The 21,060-nt window shown below is 70.4% G+C and carries 17 protein-coding genes; 7 read left to right on the top strand and 10 right to left on the bottom strand.

Translation table 11 applies throughout. The features are described from left to right. Window positions 1–116: 116 nt before the first annotated feature. The gene (locus LXT21_RS36745; protein ID WP_254042901.1) at window positions 117–977 is read left to right on the top strand and encodes a response regulator; all 861 of its coding nucleotides are present in this window, start codon (window positions 117–119) and stop codon (window positions 975–977) included. 74 nt (window positions 978–1,051) lie between these two features. Here the strand turns inward: LXT21_RS36745 and LXT21_RS36740 are convergent, their stop codons facing one another. Then, window positions 1,052–2,356, bottom strand: a complete 1,305-nt coding sequence (locus tag LXT21_RS36740; RefSeq protein WP_254042900.1) for a radical SAM protein — start codon at window positions 2,354–2,356, stop codon at window positions 1,052–1,054. Window positions 2,357–2,560: 204 nt separating this feature from the next. Here LXT21_RS36740 and ald point away from each other — a divergent pair, with 204 nt between their 5' ends. The 4 genes from ald (at window position 2,561) to LXT21_RS36720 (ending at window position 7,417) form a co-directional block, all read left to right on the top strand. Next, entirely contained in the window at window positions 2,561–3,685 is a 1,125-nt protein-coding gene (ald, locus tag LXT21_RS36735; protein WP_223749974.1) for an alanine dehydrogenase, read from the top strand. Between the two features lie 244 nt (window positions 3,686–3,929). Then, window positions 3,930–4,571, top strand: a complete 642-nt coding sequence (locus tag LXT21_RS36730; RefSeq protein ID WP_254042899.1) for a sigma-70 family RNA polymerase sigma factor — start codon at window positions 3,930–3,932, stop codon at window positions 4,569–4,571. A 22-nt stretch (window positions 4,572–4,593) separates the two neighbouring features. After that, window positions 4,594–5,475 carry an anti-sigma factor family protein gene (locus LXT21_RS36725; protein WP_267145439.1) on the top strand — a complete coding sequence of 294 codons (882 nt, stop codon included), beginning with the start codon at window positions 4,594–4,596 and terminating at the stop codon, window positions 5,473–5,475. A 178-nt stretch (window positions 5,476–5,653) separates the two neighbouring features. Beyond that, complete coding sequence (locus LXT21_RS36720) at window positions 5,654–7,417, top strand: response regulator (RefSeq protein WP_254042897.1); 1,764 nt, start codon at window positions 5,654–5,656, stop codon at window positions 7,415–7,417. A 108-nt stretch (window positions 7,418–7,525) separates the two neighbouring features. Here LXT21_RS36720 and LXT21_RS36715 read toward each other — a convergent pair whose 3' ends face one another. The 6 genes from LXT21_RS36715 to LXT21_RS36690 form a co-directional block, all read right to left on the bottom strand. Beyond that, entirely contained in the window at window positions 7,526–8,668 is a 1,143-nt protein-coding gene (locus tag LXT21_RS36715; protein WP_254042896.1) for a hypothetical protein, read from the bottom strand. Then, on the bottom strand, window positions 8,665–9,435 hold the full coding sequence (locus tag LXT21_RS36710; RefSeq protein WP_254042895.1) for a type III pantothenate kinase: 771 nt from the start codon (window positions 9,433–9,435) through the stop codon (window positions 8,665–8,667). The genes LXT21_RS36715 and LXT21_RS36710 overlap by 4 nt, the downstream gene beginning before the upstream one ends. Before the next feature lie 31 nt (window positions 9,436–9,466). Continuing rightward, on the bottom strand, window positions 9,467–10,498 hold the full coding sequence (locus LXT21_RS36705) for a biotin--[acetyl-CoA-carboxylase] ligase (protein ID WP_254042894.1): 1,032 nt from the start codon (window positions 10,496–10,498) through the stop codon (window positions 9,467–9,469). Between the two features lie 102 nt (window positions 10,499–10,600). Next, entirely contained in the window at window positions 10,601–11,251 is a 651-nt protein-coding gene (locus tag LXT21_RS36700) for a hypothetical protein (RefSeq protein WP_254042893.1), read from the bottom strand. Continuing rightward, entirely contained in the window at window positions 11,229–12,143 is a 915-nt protein-coding gene (locus LXT21_RS36695) for a HEAT repeat domain-containing protein (RefSeq protein ID WP_254042892.1), read from the bottom strand. Before LXT21_RS36695 ends, LXT21_RS36700 begins: the two co-directional genes overlap by 23 nt. A 67-nt stretch (window positions 12,144–12,210) precedes the next feature. After that, window positions 12,211–14,340 carry an HTH domain-containing protein gene (locus LXT21_RS36690; protein ID WP_254042891.1) on the bottom strand — a complete coding sequence of 710 codons (2,130 nt, stop codon included), beginning with the start codon at window positions 14,338–14,340 and terminating at the stop codon, window positions 12,211–12,213. Window positions 14,341–14,438: 98 nt separating this feature from the next. Here LXT21_RS36690 and LXT21_RS36685 point away from each other — a divergent pair, with 98 nt between their 5' ends. Further along, window positions 14,439–16,640, top strand: a complete 2,202-nt coding sequence (locus LXT21_RS36685) for an outer membrane protein assembly factor BamB family protein (protein ID WP_254042890.1) — start codon at window positions 14,439–14,441, stop codon at window positions 16,638–16,640. A gap of 39 nt (window positions 16,641–16,679) precedes the next feature. On the opposite strand, the gene LXT21_RS36680 is transcribed toward LXT21_RS36685, so the two are convergent. Next, window positions 16,680–17,594 (bottom strand): hypothetical protein, encoded by a 915-nt coding sequence (locus tag LXT21_RS36680; RefSeq protein ID WP_254042889.1) that lies wholly within the window; start codon window positions 17,592–17,594, stop codon window positions 16,680–16,682. A gap of 51 nt (window positions 17,595–17,645) precedes the next feature. Here LXT21_RS36680 and LXT21_RS36675 point away from each other — a divergent pair, with 51 nt between their 5' ends. Continuing rightward, on the top strand, window positions 17,646–18,680 hold the full coding sequence (locus LXT21_RS36675; RefSeq protein WP_254042888.1) for an alpha/beta fold hydrolase: 1,035 nt from the start codon (window positions 17,646–17,648) through the stop codon (window positions 18,678–18,680). A gap of 3 nt (window positions 18,681–18,683) precedes the next feature. Here the strand turns inward: LXT21_RS36675 and udk are convergent, their stop codons facing one another. Then, window positions 18,684–19,322, bottom strand: a complete 639-nt coding sequence (gene udk / locus LXT21_RS36670; protein ID WP_074956956.1) for a uridine kinase — start codon at window positions 19,320–19,322, stop codon at window positions 18,684–18,686. Between the two features lie 11 nt (window positions 19,323–19,333). Continuing rightward, on the bottom strand, window positions 19,334–21,031 hold the full coding sequence (locus LXT21_RS36665) for a DUF692 domain-containing protein (RefSeq protein WP_254042887.1): 1,698 nt from the start codon (window positions 21,029–21,031) through the stop codon (window positions 19,334–19,336). Window positions 21,032–21,060: the final 29 nt, after the last annotated feature.

Below are 21,060 nucleotides of genomic sequence, written 5' to 3'. Positions count from 1 at the left end.
GGAGGGGACGAAAACCGGTCAAGTGTCGGCAGCAAGCTGGCCGCCCGCTCGCCGTTTCGATGGTCCGCGCTGAACCAAAGGTGTAGGGTTCCACCCCGAATCCTTTGAGGAGGACGATGTCGCGCGTACTGGTCATTGATGACAGCCCGATGCTGGTGGAGCTCACCGTCCGGGCCCTCACCGCCGCAGGCTATCAGGTGAGCGGGGCCCAGGACCTGACGAGCCTCAACCAGAAGCTCGCCGAGGGGCCGTTCGCGCTCATCCTCATGGACGTGAACATGCCGGAGATGTTCGGCGACGACGTCGTCGAGTACCTCCGGAGTCAGAAGAAGGTCACCTCCAAGCTCGTCCTCTACTCGGACATCTCGGAGGCGGAGCTGGCTGGCAAGACGAAGGCCTCCGGCGCGGACGGCTACATCCTCAAGAGCGGCGGCCTGGAGGCCGTCATCAGCGGCGTGATGAACCTCATCGGCGCCCCCGCCCTGGGTGTCCCCGCGGCCGTCCCCGCGCCCGCTCCCACGGAGGCCCCCCAGGCGGCCCCCGCCGCGCCCGCCCCCATCGCCTCCACGGGCCTCAAGGCCGCGCCCAGCACGGGCGGCCGCAAGCCGCGCATCCTCATCGTCGACGACAGTGAGATGACCGCGCGGATCATCGAGGCGGACCTGGTCGCCAAGGGCTTCGAGGTCCACGTCGCGGACACCGCGGACAAGGCCACGAAGATCATCCTCAAGAAGCAGACGCGTCCGGACCTGGTGCTGCTGGACGTGCGCATGCCCAACGTGAACGGCGAGCAGTTCTGCCGCTTCATCAAGAGCAACAGCCTCTTCAAGGGCATCAAGGTGCTCTTGTGCTCTGGCGAGAATGTCGAGGAGCTCCAGCGCATCTGCCGCGAGGCTGGCGCCGACGGATACATCCCCAAGGACGCCGTGATGGGCAACCTGGTGGCCAAGGAGCTGATGCCCCAGGGCGGCGAGTAGTCGGCCGCCCACGTCGTCTCCCCAAGGATGAAGGGCCCTCCGCTTCCGGGCCCCCTCCTCCCGGGTCGAGCGCCCTACCCGCGTCCCGCGGCGTTCTCGCGCTCCTCGAGTCCCCGCGCGAAGTTGCCGATGATGATGCCGGGCCGGGCCGCCTTCAGCCGCTGCAGCAGCGTGCGCACGCCCACCGGCTCCCCGCCCGCGCCCACGTCGCGCGCGGCCTCCAGGTACTGGAGCGGGTCGATGGCCAAGGAGCGCGTCTGCACCTGGTCCACGCGGTACTTCTTCACCAGCCGCTCGAGCGCCTTCACCTCACCCTCGCGGTCCGTGACGCCGGGGAACAGGAGCAGGTTGAGCGCCAGGTACGCGCCGCGCTCACGCGCGAGGGCGATGGACGCCTCCACGTCCTCCCAGCCGTACTTCACCGGCTTGTAGTACGCCTCGTAGAGCCCCTTGCTCGCCGCGTTGAGCGACACGCGCACGGCATCCAGGCCCGCATCGAGCAACGCCTCCAGCCCCTTCGTGAGGCTGGCGTTGGTGTTGATGTTGATGGAGCCCTTCTGCGTGCGCGCGCGCATGTAGCGGATGGACTCCGCGATGAACTTCCAGCGCGTGAGCGGCTCACCCTCGCAGCCCTGGCCGAAGCTCACCATGGTGCGCCCCTGCGCGTTCTCCAGATGGAACAGGCCGATGGCGCCCATCTCCTCCGCGGTGGGCCCGTCATCCATGCGCTCGTGCGACGCGGGAGGACCGTCCGCCGGCTGGTCGGAGATGCAGCCCACGCAGCGCGCGTTGCACATGACGGACGCGGGGATGGCCGCCTCGTCGCGGACGTAGAACGTGTTCTGCGACGTGAAGCACCGGTACAGGAGCGCGCACGTCTTGAGCTGCTTGAGCACGCGGTTGTCCGGGAAGCGCTTCAGGTGCGCGTCCACCAGCGCCTTCATGTCCGGCGTGGAGTAGCGCTCCGGATCCCAATGCGAGCGGCGGTCCGTGTGGATGGCCCACGCCACCGGCCCGTCCTTCCCCCACGCCGCCGCCGTGTATGCCCACTGCGGCAACACCGGCCCGTCGCCCTTCACCTCGCCCGGCAGGAACGTGCGCGTGTAGCCCGGCGGCAACAGCGCGCCCACCGCGTTGGGGACGAACGACTTGCCCCCCACGTTCATCTGCCGCACCAGCTCCAGCTCGCCCGTGTCGGGGTGCAGGCCGACGGGCAGCCTGCCCGGCAGGTGCACCAGCCTGCCGGCGGACGGCAGCGGGATGGGCTTGTCCTGGGGAGGAACGAGCTCCTCACCGCTGCGCAGCGTGGCCAGCAGGTAGGGATGCTCCATCACCCGGCCCTTGGGGTCGGCGAACAGCAGCTTCGGCGCGGACGTCATGGGGACGCTAACTACCACCGGCCCCCCTTCTGTTTCGATGGCCATCCATCATGGGACGCACTGCATTCAACGCCGCGCGTCATCCCTCCGAGGTAACAAAGGCTCACCGGTGACATGTGCACCGCTTGGGCGGACGCCTTGATTCCCTCTAGGGGCCCCGTTAGGGTCCGCGCGCTTTTTCAGTCCCCCTCTCGGAGGCAAGTCGTGATCGTCGGAGTTCCCAAGGAGATCAAAACCCGTGAGTACCGCGTCGGCATGGTGCCTGCGGGCGTGCGCGCGCTCACGAGCGCGGGCCACACGGTGTTGGTCGAGACGAACGCCGGCGTCGGCTCTGGCATCCCCGACTCGGAGTACCAGCGCGTGGGCGCGACGCTCGTCGCCAGCGCGGACGAGGTCTGGAAGCGCGCGGAGATGATCGTCAAGGTGAAGGAGCCCATCGCGCCGGAGTACGAGCGCATCCAGCCCGGGCAGATCATCTACACGTACTTCCATCTGGCCGGCGTGGACCCGGAGCTGACGAAGACGCTGGTGAAGAAGAAGGCGGCGGCCGTCGCGTACGAGACGCTGCAGCTGGATGACGGCAGCTTGCCCTTGCTCAAGCCCATGTCCGAGGTGGCCGGGAAGATGGCCATCCAGGTGGGCGCCGCGTGCCTGGAGAAGGCGCACGGTGGCAAGGGCATCCTGCTGGGCGGCGTGCCCGGCGTGCGCCGCGGCCGCGTCACCGTCATCGGTGGCGGCGTCGTCGGCCTGTGCGCCGCGAAGGTCGCCGTGGGCATGGGCGCCGAGGTCACCATCCTCGACGTCAACCTGGAGCGCCTCACCTACCTGGACGACGTGTTCCTCGGCCGCGTCAGCGTGCTCGCCTCCGACACGGAGAGCATCGCCGCCTCCGTGCGCGAGGCCGACCTCGTCGTGGGCGCGGTGCTCATCCCCGGCGGCAAGGCCCCCAAGCTCGTCTCCGAGTCGCTCATCTCCGAGATGACCCCGGGCTCCGTCGTCGTCGACGTCGCGGTGGACCAGGGCGGCTGCATCGAGACCTGCAAGCCCACCACGCACGACAACCCGACGTTCGAGGTCCACGGCGTCGTGCACTACTGCGTCGCCAACATGCCCGGCGCCGTCCCTCAGACGTCCACGTACGCCCTCACCAACACCACCCGTCCCTACTCGCGGAAGATCGCCGACATGGGCCTGGTGGAGGCCGTGAAGTCGGACCGCGCCCTGGCCCGTGCGATGAACACCTACAACGGCCACGTCACCTACGAGGCCGTCGCCAAGGACCTGGGGTACGAGTACCTCTCCATCTCCGAGGCGCTCGCGCGCAAGTAGCCCGCCCAGCAGCCTGACAGGCAGGGCTCTTCCCGAAGGGGAGGCGTGGATGGCGACATCCCGTCTCCCCTTCGTTATTGAAAATGGGGAATAAAGTTCCCCGTCGGGAGTCTGGCGTACCCGAAGCGACCGGACGGGCGGGTGTGACTGGGAAGTAGCTGTTGCCAGTTCTGTTCCCGTGCATACATTGATGGGCAGGCGACAACTCATTCCCCAATTGTTTCGGGCCTCTGGAAGGCGGGACATGTTGGATTTCAGACAACCCAACCGGACGAAGCAGGAATTCGAGGAGCTGGCGCTGGCCCACCTGGACCCGCTCTATTCGGCGGCCCTGCGCCTGACGAAGAACGAGCGCGATGCCGAGGACCTGGTGCAGGACACCTGCATGAGGGCCTACCGCTTCTTCGACAAGTTCGAGCGGGGCACCAACATCAAGGCCTGGCTCTTCAAGATCCTCACCAACACGTTCATCAACCGCTACCGGCGAAAGGTGAAGGAGCGCACGGTGGTGGAGGGTGTGGAGCGCGAGGCGGTGCACGAGCGCTTCGTGAGCCGGGACGCCACGGACTTCGCGGCCAACCCCGAGCAGTACTTCTTCGACCGGCTCCTGTCGGACGACGTGCTGCGCGCCATCGACTCCCTGCCCATCGACTTCAGGCTGGTGGTCATCCTCGCGGACCTGCAGGAGTTCTCCTACAAGGAGATCGCCGAGATCCTCGAGTGCCCTGTTGGCACCGTGATGAGCCGCCTGTTCCGAGGCCGCAAGCTCCTGCAGAAGACGCTGCGCGAGTACGCGGTGGGCCAGGGTGTCTTCCGCCACGAGGGCGACGGCGTCGATACGCCGGCGAACCTCGAAGAGTATCGTCAAAGGAAGAAGACAGGGTAGAAACAGGTTCCTACCGCGCGCCATGACCTGCCAGGAACTCGAACGGCTTCTGTATCCGTACCTCGACGGCGAATTTCAGCCGGAGGAGCGGGTCGACCTCGAATCCCACCTCTCCGCGTGCGCTGGATGTCAGCGCCGCGTGGAGGAAGAGCAGCACATGCAGCTCGCCCTCCGGCGAGCCGCGAGACACTCCGTCCAGCGGATGCAGGCCCCGGCCTCGCTCCGCGCGGGCATCGCCCGGGGGCTCCACCAGGAGCACCGCCGCGCGCAATATGGGGTCTGGCTGCGCGCGGGCGCCGTCGCGCTGGTGGTGGTGACGGTGACCAGCGGCTGGTCCGCGTATCAGGCGGGCAAGCGCGAGCGGCTGGCGAAGGACGAGCTGGTCTTGCGCTTCAAGCGTTCGCTGCCTTACGAAGTCACGGCGTCCAACTCCGAGCAGCTGGAGACGTGGTTCAAGGGCACGGTGGATCCTCGCGTCGCGCTGCCGCAGCTGCCTCGCGCGAAGCCGCTGGGCGGGCGCATCTCCATCCTGAATGGCCGCGAAGTCGCTTACATCAGCTACGAGACGCTCCCCGACGAGGGAGGCCCCAGCCGTCGGCTCGGCGTGTTCGTGGTGCCGGACGAGGCGAGCCCGCGTCCTCAGGCGCTGCCCGCGGTGGAGGTGGACTCCGCGCAGGGCTTCAACATCGTGACCTGGCGGGACCACGAGGTCGTCTACGAGATGGTCACCGACATGGACGAGCGTGACATCCTGCGCATGCTCGAGGAGCGCGAGCACGGCGCCACGCTGGCCAGCACGCCCCGGGCGATGGAGTCCGCGGACGGGAATTACTCGTACCAGACACTCCCGATGCCCGTGCGCTCGCGCCCCGCCGTCTCCGTCGAGCCCGCGTCGTATCCCTGAAGCGTGATGTTGCTCGCGCCGTGGCGCCTGCCCGACTGCCCTGCGGGCGGAGTTTCGTACGGCCCGAACATTTGACGGTCCCTGACATGGCCGATAGCCTCGACGGCGCTTCTTTCCTCGCGCGCCACCGTCACTCGTGGCGCCCGCGCGCGCCGCACCCAGGTCGGGCCGTTCCTACATGTCCAAGAAAATCCTGATCGTCGAAAAGAGCGACACCGCCCTCGCAGCCACCCTGAGGCCCGTCCTCGAGGGGCGGGGCTTCACCGTGGAGGACACCGCGGATGGCAAGGGCAGCGTGGAGCAGATTCGCCGCGACAGGCCCGACCTCGTCGTGCTCGCCGTGGAGCTCTCCGCCGGACAGAACGGCTACCTCATCTGCGGCAAGCTGAAGAAGGACGACGACCTCAAGAACGTCCCCATCGTCATCGTCGGCAACCCGGATGGCTTCGCGCAGCACCGCAAGCTGAAGGCGCACGCGGACGAGTACGTGCCCATGCCGGTGGACGCCAACCTGCTCACCGAGCGCGTGGGCGCCATCATCGGCTTCCCCGAAGTGGCCGTCTCCGAGGACGTGGTCGACGAGAGCCTCACGCTGGACGCGCTCGGCGACGAGCCGATGACGGCGGACTTCGGTGAGGAGATCTCCGTCGACACCGGCGACGAGGAGCCCGCGGTGGCCGGCGAGGAGCTGGACCTGGACGCGGCCTTCAGCGACATGTCGTCGCCGGACCCGGAGCCCGCCGCCATCGTCGAGGAGCCCGTGGAGGCCCCGCCCGACGCCGTCGTCGAGGGCGTGGAGGAGGACTTCTCCGGCCTGGACGCGCTCGGCTCGGACGCCGACGACGCCCTGGACTCGCTGGACGACTCGGAGAAGACGGTGGTGGGCTTCATGCCCGTGGCCGCTCCGGTGGCGCCCGCCCCGCTGAAGGTCATCGAGCCGCCCAAGGCCACCACCCCGCCCCCCACGCGCACGCCGACGCCGCCCGCGCGCACGCCCGCGGTGGCCACCAGCGCGCCCGTGGCCGCGCCCGTCACCTCCGCCGCGGACGCCGCCGAGCTGCGCAACCTGCGCGCGAAGGTGGCCGAGCTGCAGTCGGCGCTCGAGGACTCGCGCGGCACGGCCTCCCAGACGGAGGACCGGGTGCGTGAGCTGGAGGCCGAGCTGGAGGGCAAGGCCACGGAGCTGGAGACGGCCCGCGCCGCCACCGGGAAGAATGACAAGGACACCTTCGCGCTGCGCGACGCCGTCAACAAGCGCGACAAGGAGATCCTCCGCCTCAAGTCGGAGCTGAACCAGAAGGACCAGGAGATCGTCGAGCTCAAGGACCAGCACCTGGAGCTCGAGCAGGCGTCCAGCACGGCCGAGTCGGAGATGGCCCGGCGCGACGCGCAGATCAAGACGCTCACCACCCGCGCGGACACGCTGGCGGCGGAGCGCAAGCGCGTGGACCAGCAGCTCGCCGCCTCCAAGGAGGAGGCGCGTGGCGCCACCGCCCAGGTGACGACGCTGCAGGAGGAGCTGGAGCAGCATGCCGCCCAGACGGCGGGCCTCAACGCGGAGCTGGAGGAGCTGCGCAACCGCACCGGCCAGCTCGAGGTCGACGTGCAGACGGCCCGCGAGGAGGCCGACGCGCTGCGCGGCCAGGTGGAAAGCGCCCAGCGCGAGGCGGAGGAGCTGCGCGCCCAGCTGGAGCAGACGCAGACGGAGCTGTCCGAGCAGGGCACCCGCGCGGCCGAGGAGGCCGACGAGCTGCGCCGCCGCATCGGCGAGCTGGAGGCCACCGCCGTGCGCAACGAGGAGCGCGTCACCAAGCTCTACGCGCGCATCAAGAACGACGAGAAGCTGCGCGAGAAGACGAAGAAGGCGCTCGCCATCGCCCAGCAGCTGCTCGAGGAGAACGCTTCCTCCGTGGCCGACGACGCCGACGAAGCGGCGGCCTGAACGAGCCTCACGCCGCTCCGCCAGTCGCCCATCGCGACGAGCTGGAGCGGCGGTGGAACCCCGGGGTCGAAGCCCTCTTCGAGAGAGGGCTCCCCCACCCCGCCCCGACTACTTGTCGTCGGTCTTCTTCGGGGCGGTCTTCTTCTCCAGCAGCTTCTTGGCGAACGTCTGCACCGCGGCCGGCACGTTCTTGTCGCGGCTCAGGTCCTTGAGCTCGCCGTCGCGCAGGGCGTTGAGGAACTTCATGGTGACGGTGAGCGGCACCTTGGGGTTCTTCACCAGGGCCAGCTTCACCTTCATGTTCTTGGTCCACTCGCGGTTGTTGTAGATGACACGCAGGACGTCATCCATCATCGCGCGGTTGGCGGCGCACGCGAGCACCTCGCCGTCCGTGATTCGCGGGCTGCGGATGACGGCCACGGCGACCAGCTTGTTCGTCTCGCGGATGAGCGCGCTGCGGGCCTCCTTGTTGCCCAGCGTCGCCAGCTTGATCTTCTCCGCGATGGACATCTTCATCAGCCGCTGGGACAGCGTCAGGCGCTTGCCCTCCTCCATCGGCGCGGCGTTCTCGTCCGCCACCTCGGTGCCCATCTCCTGGAGCACCTCCTGCGCGGTGGGGCCGGGGTCCGGCGGCGCCTCGGCGGCCTCGGGGCCGAACAGGCGCACGCGCGCGGCCTTCATCTGCGGCACGTCCGCGAGCAGCATGCCGCTGCGCACCGCGAAGTCACAGACGCTGTCGATGAGGGACACGGGCGCCTGGGCGTTGGCACACAGGCCGCGCAGGATGTCCTCGTAGCGCAACAGGCGCAGCTGGTTCTGGCCGATGATCTCCGCCAGCTTCGGTCCACACTCGCGCGCCACATGGGCCACGGCCTCATCGGGCGTGTTCGAGTTGAGGACGAGCATCTCCGCGTAGGCGTCCTTGTCCTTGAGCAACCCGAGGAAGTAGCCCAGCACCTGGGGCTGCACCTCCTCGTCGCGCAGCGCGGAGCCGAGGATCTTCTCCGGCAGGCCACCGGACGTCTTCGCCGCCGTCTCGCGCACGGCCGCGTCCGGGTCGTACGTCAGCATGTACAGCGCGCCGAGCATGTCGGATGGGCTGAGCGGGACGAGCGACTTGGCGGCCATCATCCGCAGCGGCACCGGCGCGGCCGGGTCCACGTGCTTGCGCAGGTTGGGCGGCAGGAACTCCGCGTTGAAGGGGCAGCCCGGAGGCGGCGCCGGGACGTTGCTGGGGGCGGCGGTGGTCATGTCGCGTGGTTCCTTCCGTAGATGATGCGCAGGCCCTCGAGCGTGAGGAACTCGTCCACTTCGTGGATGGCCTTGGATTCACTGGCCACCAGCGGCGCGAGCCCTCCGGTGGCGACGACCCTCACGGGGTGGCCCAGGTCGGCCTGCATGCGCGCGCAGATGCCGTCCACCATCCCGACGTAGCCGTACACGAGCCCCGACTGCATCGAGTGCACCGTGTTGCGGCCGATGACATGCGGCGGCCGCGCGAACTCCACGCGCGGCAGCTTGGAGGCGTTCTGGAACAGGGCCTCCATGGAGATGTTGATGCCCGGGCAGATGCAGCCGCCCAGGTACTCGCCGCGCGCGGACACCGCGTCGAACGTGGTGGCGGTGCCGAAGTCCACGACGATGAGCGCCGAGCGGTGCTTCTCGTACGCGGACACCGCGTTGACGATGCGGTCCGCGCCCACCTCGCGGGGGTTGTCGTAGAGGATGGGCATCCCCGTCTTCACGCCGGGCCCCACGAACATCGGCCGCATTCGGAAGTAGCGCTCGCTCATCTTCTCCAGGCTGAACTGGAGCGGCGGCACCACGCTGGACACCGCCACCGCGCCCACCTTCGCCGCGTCGATGCCGCTGTGCGAGAAGAGCTGGCGCACCAGGATGCCGTACTCGTCCGAGGTGCGCCGGGTGCTCGTCTCCACGCGCCAGTGGTCGAGCAGCCGCCGGCCGTCGAACACCCCGAGGACGGTGTTGGTGTTGCCGACGTCGATGGCCAGGAGCATCACCCCGCGCACTCTACTCCGAAGGCGCCGCTCAGCGGGGCGTCTGGCGGGAGCGCGGCGACTGCCTGGGGCGAAGCTGCTCCACGTCTCCGGCCAGCACGCGCTCCAGCTGTCCGCCCTCCGTGCGCACCAGCAGCGCGCCGGACGGGTCGATGTCCTCCGCCAGGCCGCGCAGCTCGCTGCGGTCCGTGCGCACCAGCACGTCCTGCCCCAGGGTGGACGACAGCTCCTTCCAGCGGGCGCGCACCGCGTCGAAGCCCGTCTCCAGGTACAAATCCAGCCACTCCTCCATGCGCGTCCACAGGGAGGCGGCGAACCGGGCGCGGTGCACCCGCTCCCCCCGGGCCAGCGACAGTGACGTGGCCACCTGGCGCAGCTCCTCGGGGAAGTGCTCGGCCTGGCAGTTGAGGTTGACCCCCACCCCGACGATGACGAAGTGCACCCGCTCCGGCTCCGCCGACAGCTCCGTGAGGATGCCCGCCACCTTGCGGCCATCGATGTGCACGTCGTTGGGCCACTTGATGGCGGCCTCGACCCCGCACTCGAGCAGCGTCTCCGCCAGCGCGACGGCGGCCACCAGCGTCAGCTCCGGCGCGCGCTGGGGCGGCAGCTCCGGGCGGAGGATGGCGGAGAAGTACAGGTTCAACCCCGGCGGCGACACCCAGGCGCGGCCCCGCCGGCCCTTGCCGGAGGTCTGCTGCTCGGCCACCACCACCTCGCCGTGCTCGGCGCCATCCTGCGCCAGCCGGAAGGCCACCTCGTTGGTGGAGCCCAGCACCGCGTGGTGATGGAGGGTCCGGCCCAGGTCATGGGTGTCCAGGAGCGGCGCCACCTCCAGCGAGGTGAGCCGGTCCGGCACCTCCACCAGCCGGTAGCCCCGCGCGGGGACGGCCTCGATGCGGTAGCCCTTGGTGCGCAGGGCCTCCACCCGCTTCCAGACGGCCGTGCGTGACAGCCCCAGCTTGCCCGACAGGGCCTCCCCGGAGGTGTAGTCCTCACCACTCTCGGAGAGGAACCCGAGGATGAGTTCCTCCTGCGTCTGCTCGGTCGATTCCAGGGCCACGGCGACACCTCACGAGAGCGCAAGGGTACGGAGCGGCGGCCGGGCTTTCAACTCGCCGGGCCCGCGCCCTCCTTGGCCCCTCCTCGCCCTCCGTCCCAGCCTTCAGCCGGCCGGTGGGGTGCTTGCCCCGGGAGCCCGACTCCCACCCACCTGGTAGGCGGTGAGCTCCAGGTGCGTCTGGGGGATGCGCTGCTGGTTCGTCTCCAGGAAGATCTCCATGCGCACCATGCCGACGCCGGGGGCGAACGTCATCGCGTTGACGAGCGTGGCCTGGGCATCCACCCGGTTGCGCCCCTCCACCTGCACGCAGGACGGGAAGGTGCCCGCGGGGGTGTCACACGCGCTGCCCGCCTGGATGATGCGATAGCGCTCGGTGGAGGACACCGACACCACGTTCGTCCACGCGTGCCCGGTCTCCAGCGGGCCCCGCAGCAGGTAGCGCTTGGGATCCCTCAATCCGTAGGCATCCACGGCGAGCTGGCCGCCCTGGTTGTCGTGGAAGAAACCCTCCTCCTGCTTGAGGATCTCCACGGTGACCTGCTTGTCGGCGCGGCCGTTCAGCCGGTACGTCCAGCTGTTGCCCACCGCGAGCGGGTAGTAGTCCGCCACACTGCCGGCGACGGCCGACTGCTGCGACTCCGACTCCACGCGCTTGGAGCAGCCGCTCCCCAGCATCATCGTGGCCAGCAGGGCGACGCCGCCCACTCCGAACGAACGGTTCATCTCGATGTCAGTCCGCGTGGTCCCGGCCACGCGCCTCCGCGGTGATGTGCTTGCGTGAAGCGTAGAGCGTCTCCAGGGCCTGCTGCGCCGCGGCCTGCACGGCGGGCGCGTCATGCCCCTGGGCCACCGTATACAGGTACGCCTCCGCCTCGGGGCCACCAATCTCGCCCACCGCGAAGACGAGCTCCTGCACGAAGCCGTTGTCCTTGCCGCGCGCCAGGTCGATGAGCGCCGGCACCGCCACGCGCGCCTTCATCTCCACCAGCGCGCCCATCGTCTTGCGCAGCACCTCCCCGTCCGAGGACTCCTTGAGCCGCTCGATGAGCAGCGGCGCCGCGGCGGGATGCTGTCGTTCGGCCAGCGTGCGCAGCGCGAACTCACGCAGCCGCGCATCGTCCGCGCGCAGCTCCTGCACCAGCACGTCATCCGAGCGCTCCAGCGCGTTGAGCTGCATCACCGCCGAGTCGGTCACCTGCTTGAGCACCGCGTCCAGCGCGGCGCGCATGGCGGCCTGCCGCCCCGAGGGCGAGTCCTCCATCACCGGCGCCTCGCCCAACCCCACCACCTCGTAGTGCTGGGGCAGCTCCCCGCCGAAGCGCTCCAACACCAGGTTGGCGCCCACCTCGGCGAAGCTGCGCGGATCCCCGTCCTTCAGGACCTCGCGCGTGAAGGGCACGTCCAACGTCAGACGCCAGGGCCGGACGTCCTTCGTGGCCTCGTCGCCCTTCAACTCGAAGCGGCCGGAGGACCGCAGGGACTGGGTGAACAACGTCGCCACGCCCTCGGGCGCCAGGCCCAGCAGGGCGTTGTCCTTCACCGTCGCGCCGGAGACATCCACCGGAGAGACGGGGTAGCGCGGCGCCTGCGAGCGGCAGGCGCCGAGGAGGACGGCGCAGAAGGCGAGAATCAGGGCCGGCTTCATCGCTCCCTCAGGGTAACACCCGAAGCGAGCCCGCGCCGGCCATTCCCACCCTCCGCGCCAGACCGTGTCAGCCCTCTCCCCCTTCGGACGGGCTCTTCGCGGGACGGTGCGCATCCTCTCGCACCTCGTGCGACTCCGCTTCCGGCCCGGACGCGGACGGGATGACCGCCTCCGCCGGGGCCTGCGCCTCGCTGACCGGCGCCGCCTCGGGCTCGGACGCGGTGACGACCTCGGCCAGCGTGCTGGCCTCCAGTGCCTCGGCCAGGGAGCCCGCCACGGGGACGGCCTCCGGGCTCGGCGCGGTGGGGGCCTCACTGACGCCGACCTCGGGCGCGGCAGCCGGGTCCAGGGGCGCGGCGATGCTCGCCTCACCTTCGGGAGCGGGAGTGCCCTCCGCCTGGGGCTCGGGCGCGCTCACGGCCTCGCCCGTGGGAGCGGCCTCCGTCGGCGAACCCGCGGCCGGCGTGGCGCCAGCCTCGGCGCCCCGGTTCCCACGCCCGCGACGTCCACGACGACGGCGGCGGCGGCGCTTGCGGTCGCCCTGGCCCGCCTCGCCATTGGCATCGGCGCCCTCCGGACGGGCCCCCACGAAGGCGCTCGCGGCCTCCAGGTCATCGTCATCACCCTCGTCGTCGTCCTCGCCCTCCTCGTCCTCGGAGCCCGTGTTCTGGGGCGCGGGCGCGGACACGACGGGAGCGGCCTCGACGGCGACGTCGCCCTGGGCGCGAGCCTCGCCGCCCTCGGAGGAGACCTCCACCTCGTCGGACGAAGACGACGCGCGCTTCTCGCCGCGCTCCCGGCGACGCTTCTCGCGCGGGCGCTCCGACGACGCGGCGACCTCGGGAGACTCGTCCTCGCGGGACTGCTTCTCGCGCTGACGCTCCTCGCGGCGCTTCTGGGCCTCCTCGGCGTCCAGCTTCGCGGCCTCGAAGAAGCGCTCGTCGATCTCGTACAGCTCCACCCGGGTGACGGTGACGGCCGTCTCGGCCTCCAGGAACTTCTCCCCCAGCGCGTCGCCGCACCACAGCATCACCAGCGAGCCGCTGGCCTGCGCCTCGGTGCGCGCGTCGCCACGCACATCGCCCGCGCTCACCAGCAGACCCACCTGCGCCGAGTAGTGGCTCAGGTCGCGCCGCAGCTCCTGCACGCACTTGCGGTCGATGCCGGGCGTGCCCTTGAGCATCCGCACCGCGTAGCGCAGCTCCACGCTGCCCTCGCGCTTGCGCGCCGTGAGCAGGGGGCCTTCCTTGGACCGCTTGGCCACCTTCAGCTCGCGGAAGCCCAGGCCGTGCATCATCTTCACGACGGACTTCTCGAACGTGCCCACGTCCGCGTCGCCCAGGCGCTTGCGCAGCCCTCGCGCCACCGCGCGGCGCGCGTCCTTGAGCGACGTGCGCAGCGTGGTGAGCAGCGCCGCGTCCACCACCGGCTCGCCCGCGACCGCCGCGGCCGAGGAGCGCGCCAGCACCGGCCGGCCCGCCTCCAGCGGAATCCCCAGCGCCTGCGCGAACGCGGCCTGCAGCTCCAGCGACGGCGCCTCGCTCGGCGAGCCCGCGCGCTCCAGCGTCACTTCGCCGGAGTCCTTGTTGAACGCGTACTGCGGCCGGCGACCCGCGTCGATGCGACGCTGGTTGTCCTCGAGCAGCGCCGTGAGCACCGCCTCCACCGTGAGGTCCTCGGCGCACAGCTCCTTGCTCCGGGCGCGCTCGATGAGGGCCTCGGTGCGCAGCCCACCGTCGGCGTCGCTGAGGATTTCGAACACCACCTCCGGCAGCGGCGGGAAGCGCTTGCGCTTTCCACCCCGCTCCTCGTCCTCGTCCCGGCGGCGCTTGCGCTCACTGCCACGGCCCGCCGCCCGCACGTTGTCCGTGCGCGGCTCCGGATGGCGCTCCGCCGGCCTGAGCGGCGGCAGGTCCTCTTCCGGATTCGGCTCGATTACGCCGGTCTGCGCCAACGCCTCCACGTCCTCGGGAATCGACCAATCCACCAGGGCGAAGGTGTCCTTCGCCGTCACAATCACCTTGCGATCCCTCGTGCGACGCGCCATGGCGGCCAGGCGCGAGAGCATCGTCACCTCGGGCGTCTTGCCGACGTGGGAGAGCAGGCTTTGTTGGATGGACTTCTCGGTGATTTCAAGGAAGTGGAGGGGACGTCCTTCGCTCTCCAGGATGCGGAGCGCGGCCTCGTAAAATGTCATCGAGTATTCCCCAAGAATTCCGAACGGTTACAAAAATGTAGGTCCGTATGGGCGGCGGATGCTAGCCATCGCTAAACTGGCTTGTCAACGAACGGAAGATGACCCGCATACGCATCGGACAGCGCTGGAAACGCGAACCATCGGCCTCCCCGCTGGATTCCATCGCACTGGAACTGGATGGCGTGGACCTGCTGTCCGGAGCGGTGGAGGAGTCCTTAGCAGAAGTGGTGCCCGCTTTGGTGCGCGCAGTGGCCTCTCTTCGCACGGGAGGCCGGCCCATGGCCCAGGTCTCCCTGGCGGAGGCCCACCTGGAGCTCGTCCTGAGACGGGTGGGCGCCGAGGTGGTGGAGCTGCTCGTGGTGAGCCTGGCCCGCCCCGCCCGGCTGATGCGCCCCCCCGTGAGGGTGGACGCCGAGGAGCTGACCGAGGCCGTCAAGGCCACTGGCACCCGCTTCCTCGCGGACGTCACCCAGGTGGCCCCCAGGAGCGTCTCCGCCCCCCTCGCCCAGGCGCTGGCGGAGCCGCTCAAGCAGCTGGCGAGGCCTTCGCGGCCCCCGGATGAGGAGGCCACCCAGCCCTCCGTGAAGCGGGTGGAGCCGCCCGAGACGCCCGGCTTCGGCTTCGAGCTCCGGGACGCCGGCGCCCGGGGCGTCCGCGGCGGCGGCAAGCGGAGCCCCTCCGGGACGCTGGCCCCCCTGCTGGGCCCAGGCGAGGTGTGGCTGGCCCTGCCCGGCAAGCCGGAGGCGTGGAAGGTCCAGGCGCCGCCGTTCCTCACGGTGCTGGAGCTGTCGCGCCAGGCGGTGGAGCTGGCGCGGGCGGTGGAGCTCAAGGAGGCCCGGTTCCAACTGGAGCCCGCGGGGACCCGCGCGCCGTTGCTGCTCGATCTGGAGGCCGGCAAGGCCCGGGTGGGCCGCACGGGCGTGCCCTTCCCGCTCACCGGCATGCAGCTGGCCGCGAGCCTCTTCCACCTGGGCGAGGCGCTCGCGGCCACCTTCGCGGAAGAGGACCGGATGCAGGTGGGCAACCCCTACCTGGTGGAGCTCGCGGAGCGCTGCCGCGAGGGCCTGTCCCATCTGCGCGGCCCCGTGGAGCCCCCCGAGCAATCCGGCGCGGCGCGGGAGAAGCGCACCCGGACGACGGAGAGCGCCTCCAAGCCGCTCAAGGTCCCCGGCCGACTGCGGCGGCTGCGCTTCGAGCGGCTGTGGGAGCAACGCGGACTCGAGGACGCGGAGGAGTCACGGCTGCTGCTCGGACGACACGGGCCGGTGTGCTGCGCGCCTCAAGCGGCGGTGGCCTTCTCGCGCAAGGACGGGACGCGGCTGTGGCGGCGCGCGGCGGCGCTGGGCGTGGCGGCGTCGGCGGATGGCCACGCGGTGGCGGCGGACCTCTCGCGCGTGTACGGCTTCACGGGCCGGGGCGCGGGGGCGCGCTGGCTGCACGACCATGACGGCATCCCCCTGGGGCCGCTGCTCCTGCGCAAGGACGGGCTCCTGCTCACGCTGTCGGAGGACCGCACCGTGGTGGCCTTCGCCGAGGCCACCGGGCGCGAGGTGTGGCGCCTGGCCCCTCCGCGCACGCAGCGAAGCTGGCTGACGACGCAGGGCCACCGCGCCCTCGTCACCACGGACTCCGGCTACGTCTACGGGCTCGACCTGGAGGATGGACAGGTGCGCTATCGGATGCGCGCGCCCCTGCCCTTCCATGGCGCTCCGGTGCCGTGGGGCCGCCACTTCCTGGCGCTGCTCGGCCGGGGCTCGCACTGGGCCCTGCTGCTCGCGGACGCGCACACGGGCGAGGCGGCCTGGACGCACGAGCCGGACCTCACCCACCCGTCGGCGCCGCTGCCGGTGGGCTCGCGCGTCTTCATCGCCGGGGAGCGCGAGCGCGAAGGCATGCTCTTGTGCCTGGACGCCAAGGGCCAGCGCGTGTGGGAGCGGCCGCTGAACCTGGGGCCGGGACCGTACGCGCTCTCGCCCCTGCCTCGCGCGGTGGTGGTGACCAGCGCCTCGGGGGCCGCGGCGCGCGTGGCCTCGTCGGGCACCGTGGACTGGCGCGTGGGCGCCTCGGGGGAGCCGCTCATCGGCGCGCTGCCGGCGCGTACCGCGCGCGGGGTGACCCTGCTCCCGGGTGAGCGGGTGCGCGCGGTGGACCCTCGAGGAGGCCAGGTGCTGGCCGAGGTGCGCGCGGGGGCGGGGCTCGTCGCGCTCCAGGCGGACGTGCGCCTCAACCTCTACTTCCTGGACGACACCGGCGCGCTGTCCGCGTACCGGCTGGGCTCCCACTTCACCGTGGTGGAGTGAGGGCGAACACCGCTTCGCCCTCCCCCACCCGGAGCACCGCTAGTTCGCGGCGGCCTTCTTCGACGGGTCGATCTCCTCCTCGGGACGCTCCTCCTGCGTGGCGCCCTCCCACGTCTCACCCGCGCCCAGCTTCCACTCCGAGGGCACGTCCAGCTTCCACACGTACGTGGCCGTGGCGTCCCCGCCCGAGGGCGAGCGCGACGAGACGGTGATGGTCATGTCCACCTTCGCCACCTCGTTGGGCATCAGGTCCAAATCGTAGTGGCCCAGCACCAGCTGCGGCGGGAACTCCGCGATGAAGCGCTCCGGGTGGTCGATCTTCATCGACGGGTCCCCACCGCGCATCTCCCCCAGCAGCTTCCCCTTCGCGTCGGTGAGCTTCCACACCGTGTCGAACGTGGCGCTGGTCATCATCTTGAGGACCTTGCCCTCATCCTTGAGCTGACGCTGCGCGCCCCACAGCGCGAGCTGCAACCGCACCTGCGGCTTGCCCATCACCATCAGGGTGTCCGAGGACACCACGTCCAGGCGCATGCCCTTGTCCGTGGCCGTCCACACCGGGCGGTAGCGGCCCTCGCGCAGGCTGTCGAACACCTTGCGCGTGTAGTCGTAGAACGCCTTGCGGTCCCCGGCGCGCTCGTCCTTGCCGCTGTCCGCGCGCTTCTCCAGCTCCTGGAGATAGGCGTCGAAGTTCTTGTTCCCGTTGAACGACTTCAGGTGGCCATCCACCTGCTCGAAGTACGTCTTGAAGAAGGGCTTGAGCTCCTCGCGATACGCGTTCTCGTCCGGATTGACCCGGAGCCAGGCCACGCGCTCCAGATAGTCGGCGCGGATGCGCTGGGCGTCCGCCTCGCGCTGTGCCTCCTTGGTGCGGGCACTGGCGCTGCGGTAGCTCATGATGGCGCCCAGCAGCACACCAGCGACGAGGACAATGACTCCGAAATAGCGCTTCAAGCGGCAGTCTCCTGTGCGGTGGAGCAGGCAGTGATATGAAAATTCCCCAACGTGATCCAGGCCACCGGCACCCACCTGTTCACCTCCCTGCTCCCTCTGGAGGAAGGCGAGCTGCTGCGCAACCCCCAGGTGGCGTGGGAGGCCTACGGAGAACCGTGCGACGGCAAAGCGGTGGTGCTGCTGCACGACCTGTCGCATTCGCACCGGGCGGTGGGGCCGGCGGAGGACTCCGCGTATCAGCCCTCGGGTTGGGCGCGTGAGCTGGTGGGACCGGGGTTGCCGTTGGACCCGGACATCATGCCGGTCATCGTCCCGGGGCTCATGGGCAGTCCGTTCGGCAGCACGTCGAACGCGTCGATGGACCGGGAGACGGGCGAGCGACTGGGGCTGAGCCTGCCGCCCCTCACGGTGCTCGACATGGCGCGCGGGGTGTCCGCGCTCTTGCGGGCCCGGGGGCTGAACCACGTGCGCGCGCTGGTGGGCGTGGGCTTGGGCGCGCAGGTGGCGCTGCGGCTGGCGGCGCTGTTCCCGGAGCTGTCGGATTCGGTGGTGGCCATCGGCTCGGCGCGCGCGCTGCCGGAGGGCGTGCGCGAGAAGCTGGGCCTGGCGTGGCAGCTGTTGCGCGCGGACCCGGACTTCCGCGAGGGCCTCTACGAGCCGGACGCGCAGCCTCGCAAGACGATGCGGCGGCTGCGACTGGACTTCCAGAAGCTGCTCTACGGCCGCGAGTACCTGTCGCGGCGCTTCGCCGACGCCGAGGCGGCGAGGCTCGCGTTGGACGCGGAGGCGGACGCCTTCTCCGAGTCGTTCGATGCGTCGTCGTGGGCCACGCTGTGCTCGGCCTACTCGGGCTGCGACGTGGCGGACTGCTTCGCGCAGATTCGGGCGCGGGTGCTGCTGGTGGCGGGGAGCTCGGACGTGCTCGCGCCGGTGAACCGGGTGCGGGACACGTACCATCTGCTGTCCGCCGCGGGCGTGAGCGCCCGGCTGGTGGAGCTGCCCGGCCCGGGGGACCATGGCGCGCTCCTGACGGAGACCGAGCGCCTGCGCGCGCCGCTCGGAGACTTCCTGCGGCGCGTGGGCTGATGGCTACTCGCGCGGCTGCGGAGCGGAGAGCTTCCCGCGCAGCGCGCCCACCAGCATGCTGATGGCGATCTCGTTGTTGCCGCCGTGCGGGATGATGATGTCCGCGAAGTGCTTGGACGGCTCGACGAAGCCCATGTGCATGGGGCGCACGTGGCGCAGGTACTGGCTGACGACGTGGTCGAAGTCGCGGCCGCGGTCCTTGATGTCGCGGGTGAGGCGACGAAGGATGCGCAGGTCATCGTCCGCGTCGACGTAGATCTTCACGTCCATCAACTCGCGCACTTCCTTCATGTGCAGGACGAGGATGCCCTCGATGAGGATGATGTCCCCCGGGTCCACGCCCATGGTGCGGGGCTGACGCGACGAGGTGACGAAGTCATAGACGGGCTTCTGGATGGGCCGACCGGCCTTCAGCTCCCGGAGGTGGCTCACCAGCAATTCGGTGTCGAACGCGTCGGGATGGTCGAAGTTCACCTCCCGGCGGTCCGCGATGGGGAGGTCCTTCAGGTCTCGGTAGTACGAGTCCTGATCGATGAAGGCCACGCGGCAGTCGGCAAGCGCCTCACGAACCTTTCGGGCGACGGTGGTCTTGCCGGACGCGGTGCCACCCGCGATGCCGATAACGAGGGGTGACGACGTCATTGCGGCGCGACCTACCCTACCGGACGCACAGGCGCAAGGGTTCGGTCCAACCCGGAAGCATCCCCCAGGCGGATCATCCGGTGATTCAGACCTTCCGCGAGGACCTCCGGGGGCACCGACTCCACCGGCGCGGGCCTGGAGCCCAGCTCCCGGAGCAGCACCGCCAGGCCTCGTGACACGCCCGACACCTCGAATCCCGGGGCCTTGCGGCGCACGGCGAAGCTCCAGGGGGTCCCCCCCGGCCGTCGGGCCACCTGGGCCAGCGCCTCCAGCCCGGACAGCTCCAGCTCCCCACAGGCCCACGCACGGGCGGTGAGGTGGCGGCGGACGGCGCGCGCGGCGAAGACGAGCTCGGACAGGTCCACGGGGAAGCTGCCGGGCCGGACGTCCTCGGCGAGCCCCACCTGGCCCGGGCCTGGGGCCGGGGCGGGCTTGAGGAAGGTGGTGGGCGCGAGCATCTCCAGGCTCAGCGCGGCGGAGGCGCCGTCGTCGGGCTGCTCCCGAAGCCTGCGCATCGCCCAGGCGGAGAAGACCTGCGGCAGCGAGCGCCCTCCCCCGCCGAAGAGGTTCCGGTACTCGCGCGAGCGGGTGAAGTCGAGCAGCGCCTCGCGCGTGCCGGCCAGCAGCAGGCGCGTCAGCGGCCAGTCCTTGTCCAACGTCTCCGCGACCACCGCGATGCGGAAGTCCTGGTCCGCGATGGTGCCCTCCGGGTCCTCACTGGCGTCCGGGGCCGACACGCCATGGCCCGCGTCGAACAGCTCCCAGGGGCGGCTGTCACCGGAGAGCCGCGGAGGCGCGCTCAGGTCGGGGGTGCGAAGGGTCAGCGGCTCGCGAGGGCCCTGGGGGATGAGCGTGCGCAGCCGACGCAGGGAGCGCTGGGCCACCTCGGGGGGATGACCGTCGCCCTCGAAGGTGACGGCGCGCAGGGACGGACAACGGGGTAGCAAGGACTCCAACAGATTGAACAGCTCCTCGCGCACCGGCTGCGTGTGGTCGTCGACGTAGAACCGACGCGAGCCCCGGCGTGTCACCACGCCGCCCGCGATGTGGATCTCCACGACGTGCTCCAGCGGGAAGCCATCCAACCCCGCCTCCAGCGGCAGACCGGCGGAGAGCTGGTGGCTGAACAGGTGGCCCAGGTCCAGGAGCAGCGGCAGGCCGGTGCGCTGGTGCAGCTTCGCGAGGAAGTCGAGCGCGTGCAGCTCGCCGCGACGCGCCAGCACCGCGGGGTTCTCCAGCACGAGCGGCATGGAGAGATGTGATTGGACATGGAGGGCGTGCGCGGCGCAGTCCGCGAGCCCGGCCTCGTTGAACGGGGGCGTGATGTAGAGGTAGCCGGGGAACGGCTGGCCCTGCACGTGCCACCACCCCACGTCATTGCCCACCCAAGGACTGCCCACGGCGCGCGCGTGCGCGTCCAGGGCCTTCAGCGTGGCGATGGGCTCCAGCTCCGGGCCCCACAGGTTGAGGTGCACGGGGTGGAAGAGCACGGGCACTTCCGCGCGGCGGCGCCACATCTCCGGGAACAGCGACGCCTGGGCTCGCGCCTCCTCCAGGTCCAACGGAGCACTGTACTCGACGAAGTCGAAGAGCCCCGGCGATGCGTCCAACAGCCGGTACGGCTGCGGCACATCCGAGGTGCTCAGGTTGCTGCTCAGCCCCAGACCCCGCCAGGGCAACGTCCATGCGTCGGATACGGCCTGCGTCATGCGGCGGACCCTAGTCCACCGCTCGCGTC

The organism is Myxococcus guangdongensis, from assembly GCF_024198255.1.
GTDB lineage: Bacteria > Myxococcota > Myxococcia > Myxococcales > Myxococcaceae > Myxococcus > Myxococcus guangdongensis.
Note: the sequence above shows the minus strand (reverse complement) of the source record. Positions and strands in the feature narration are given on the sequence as shown.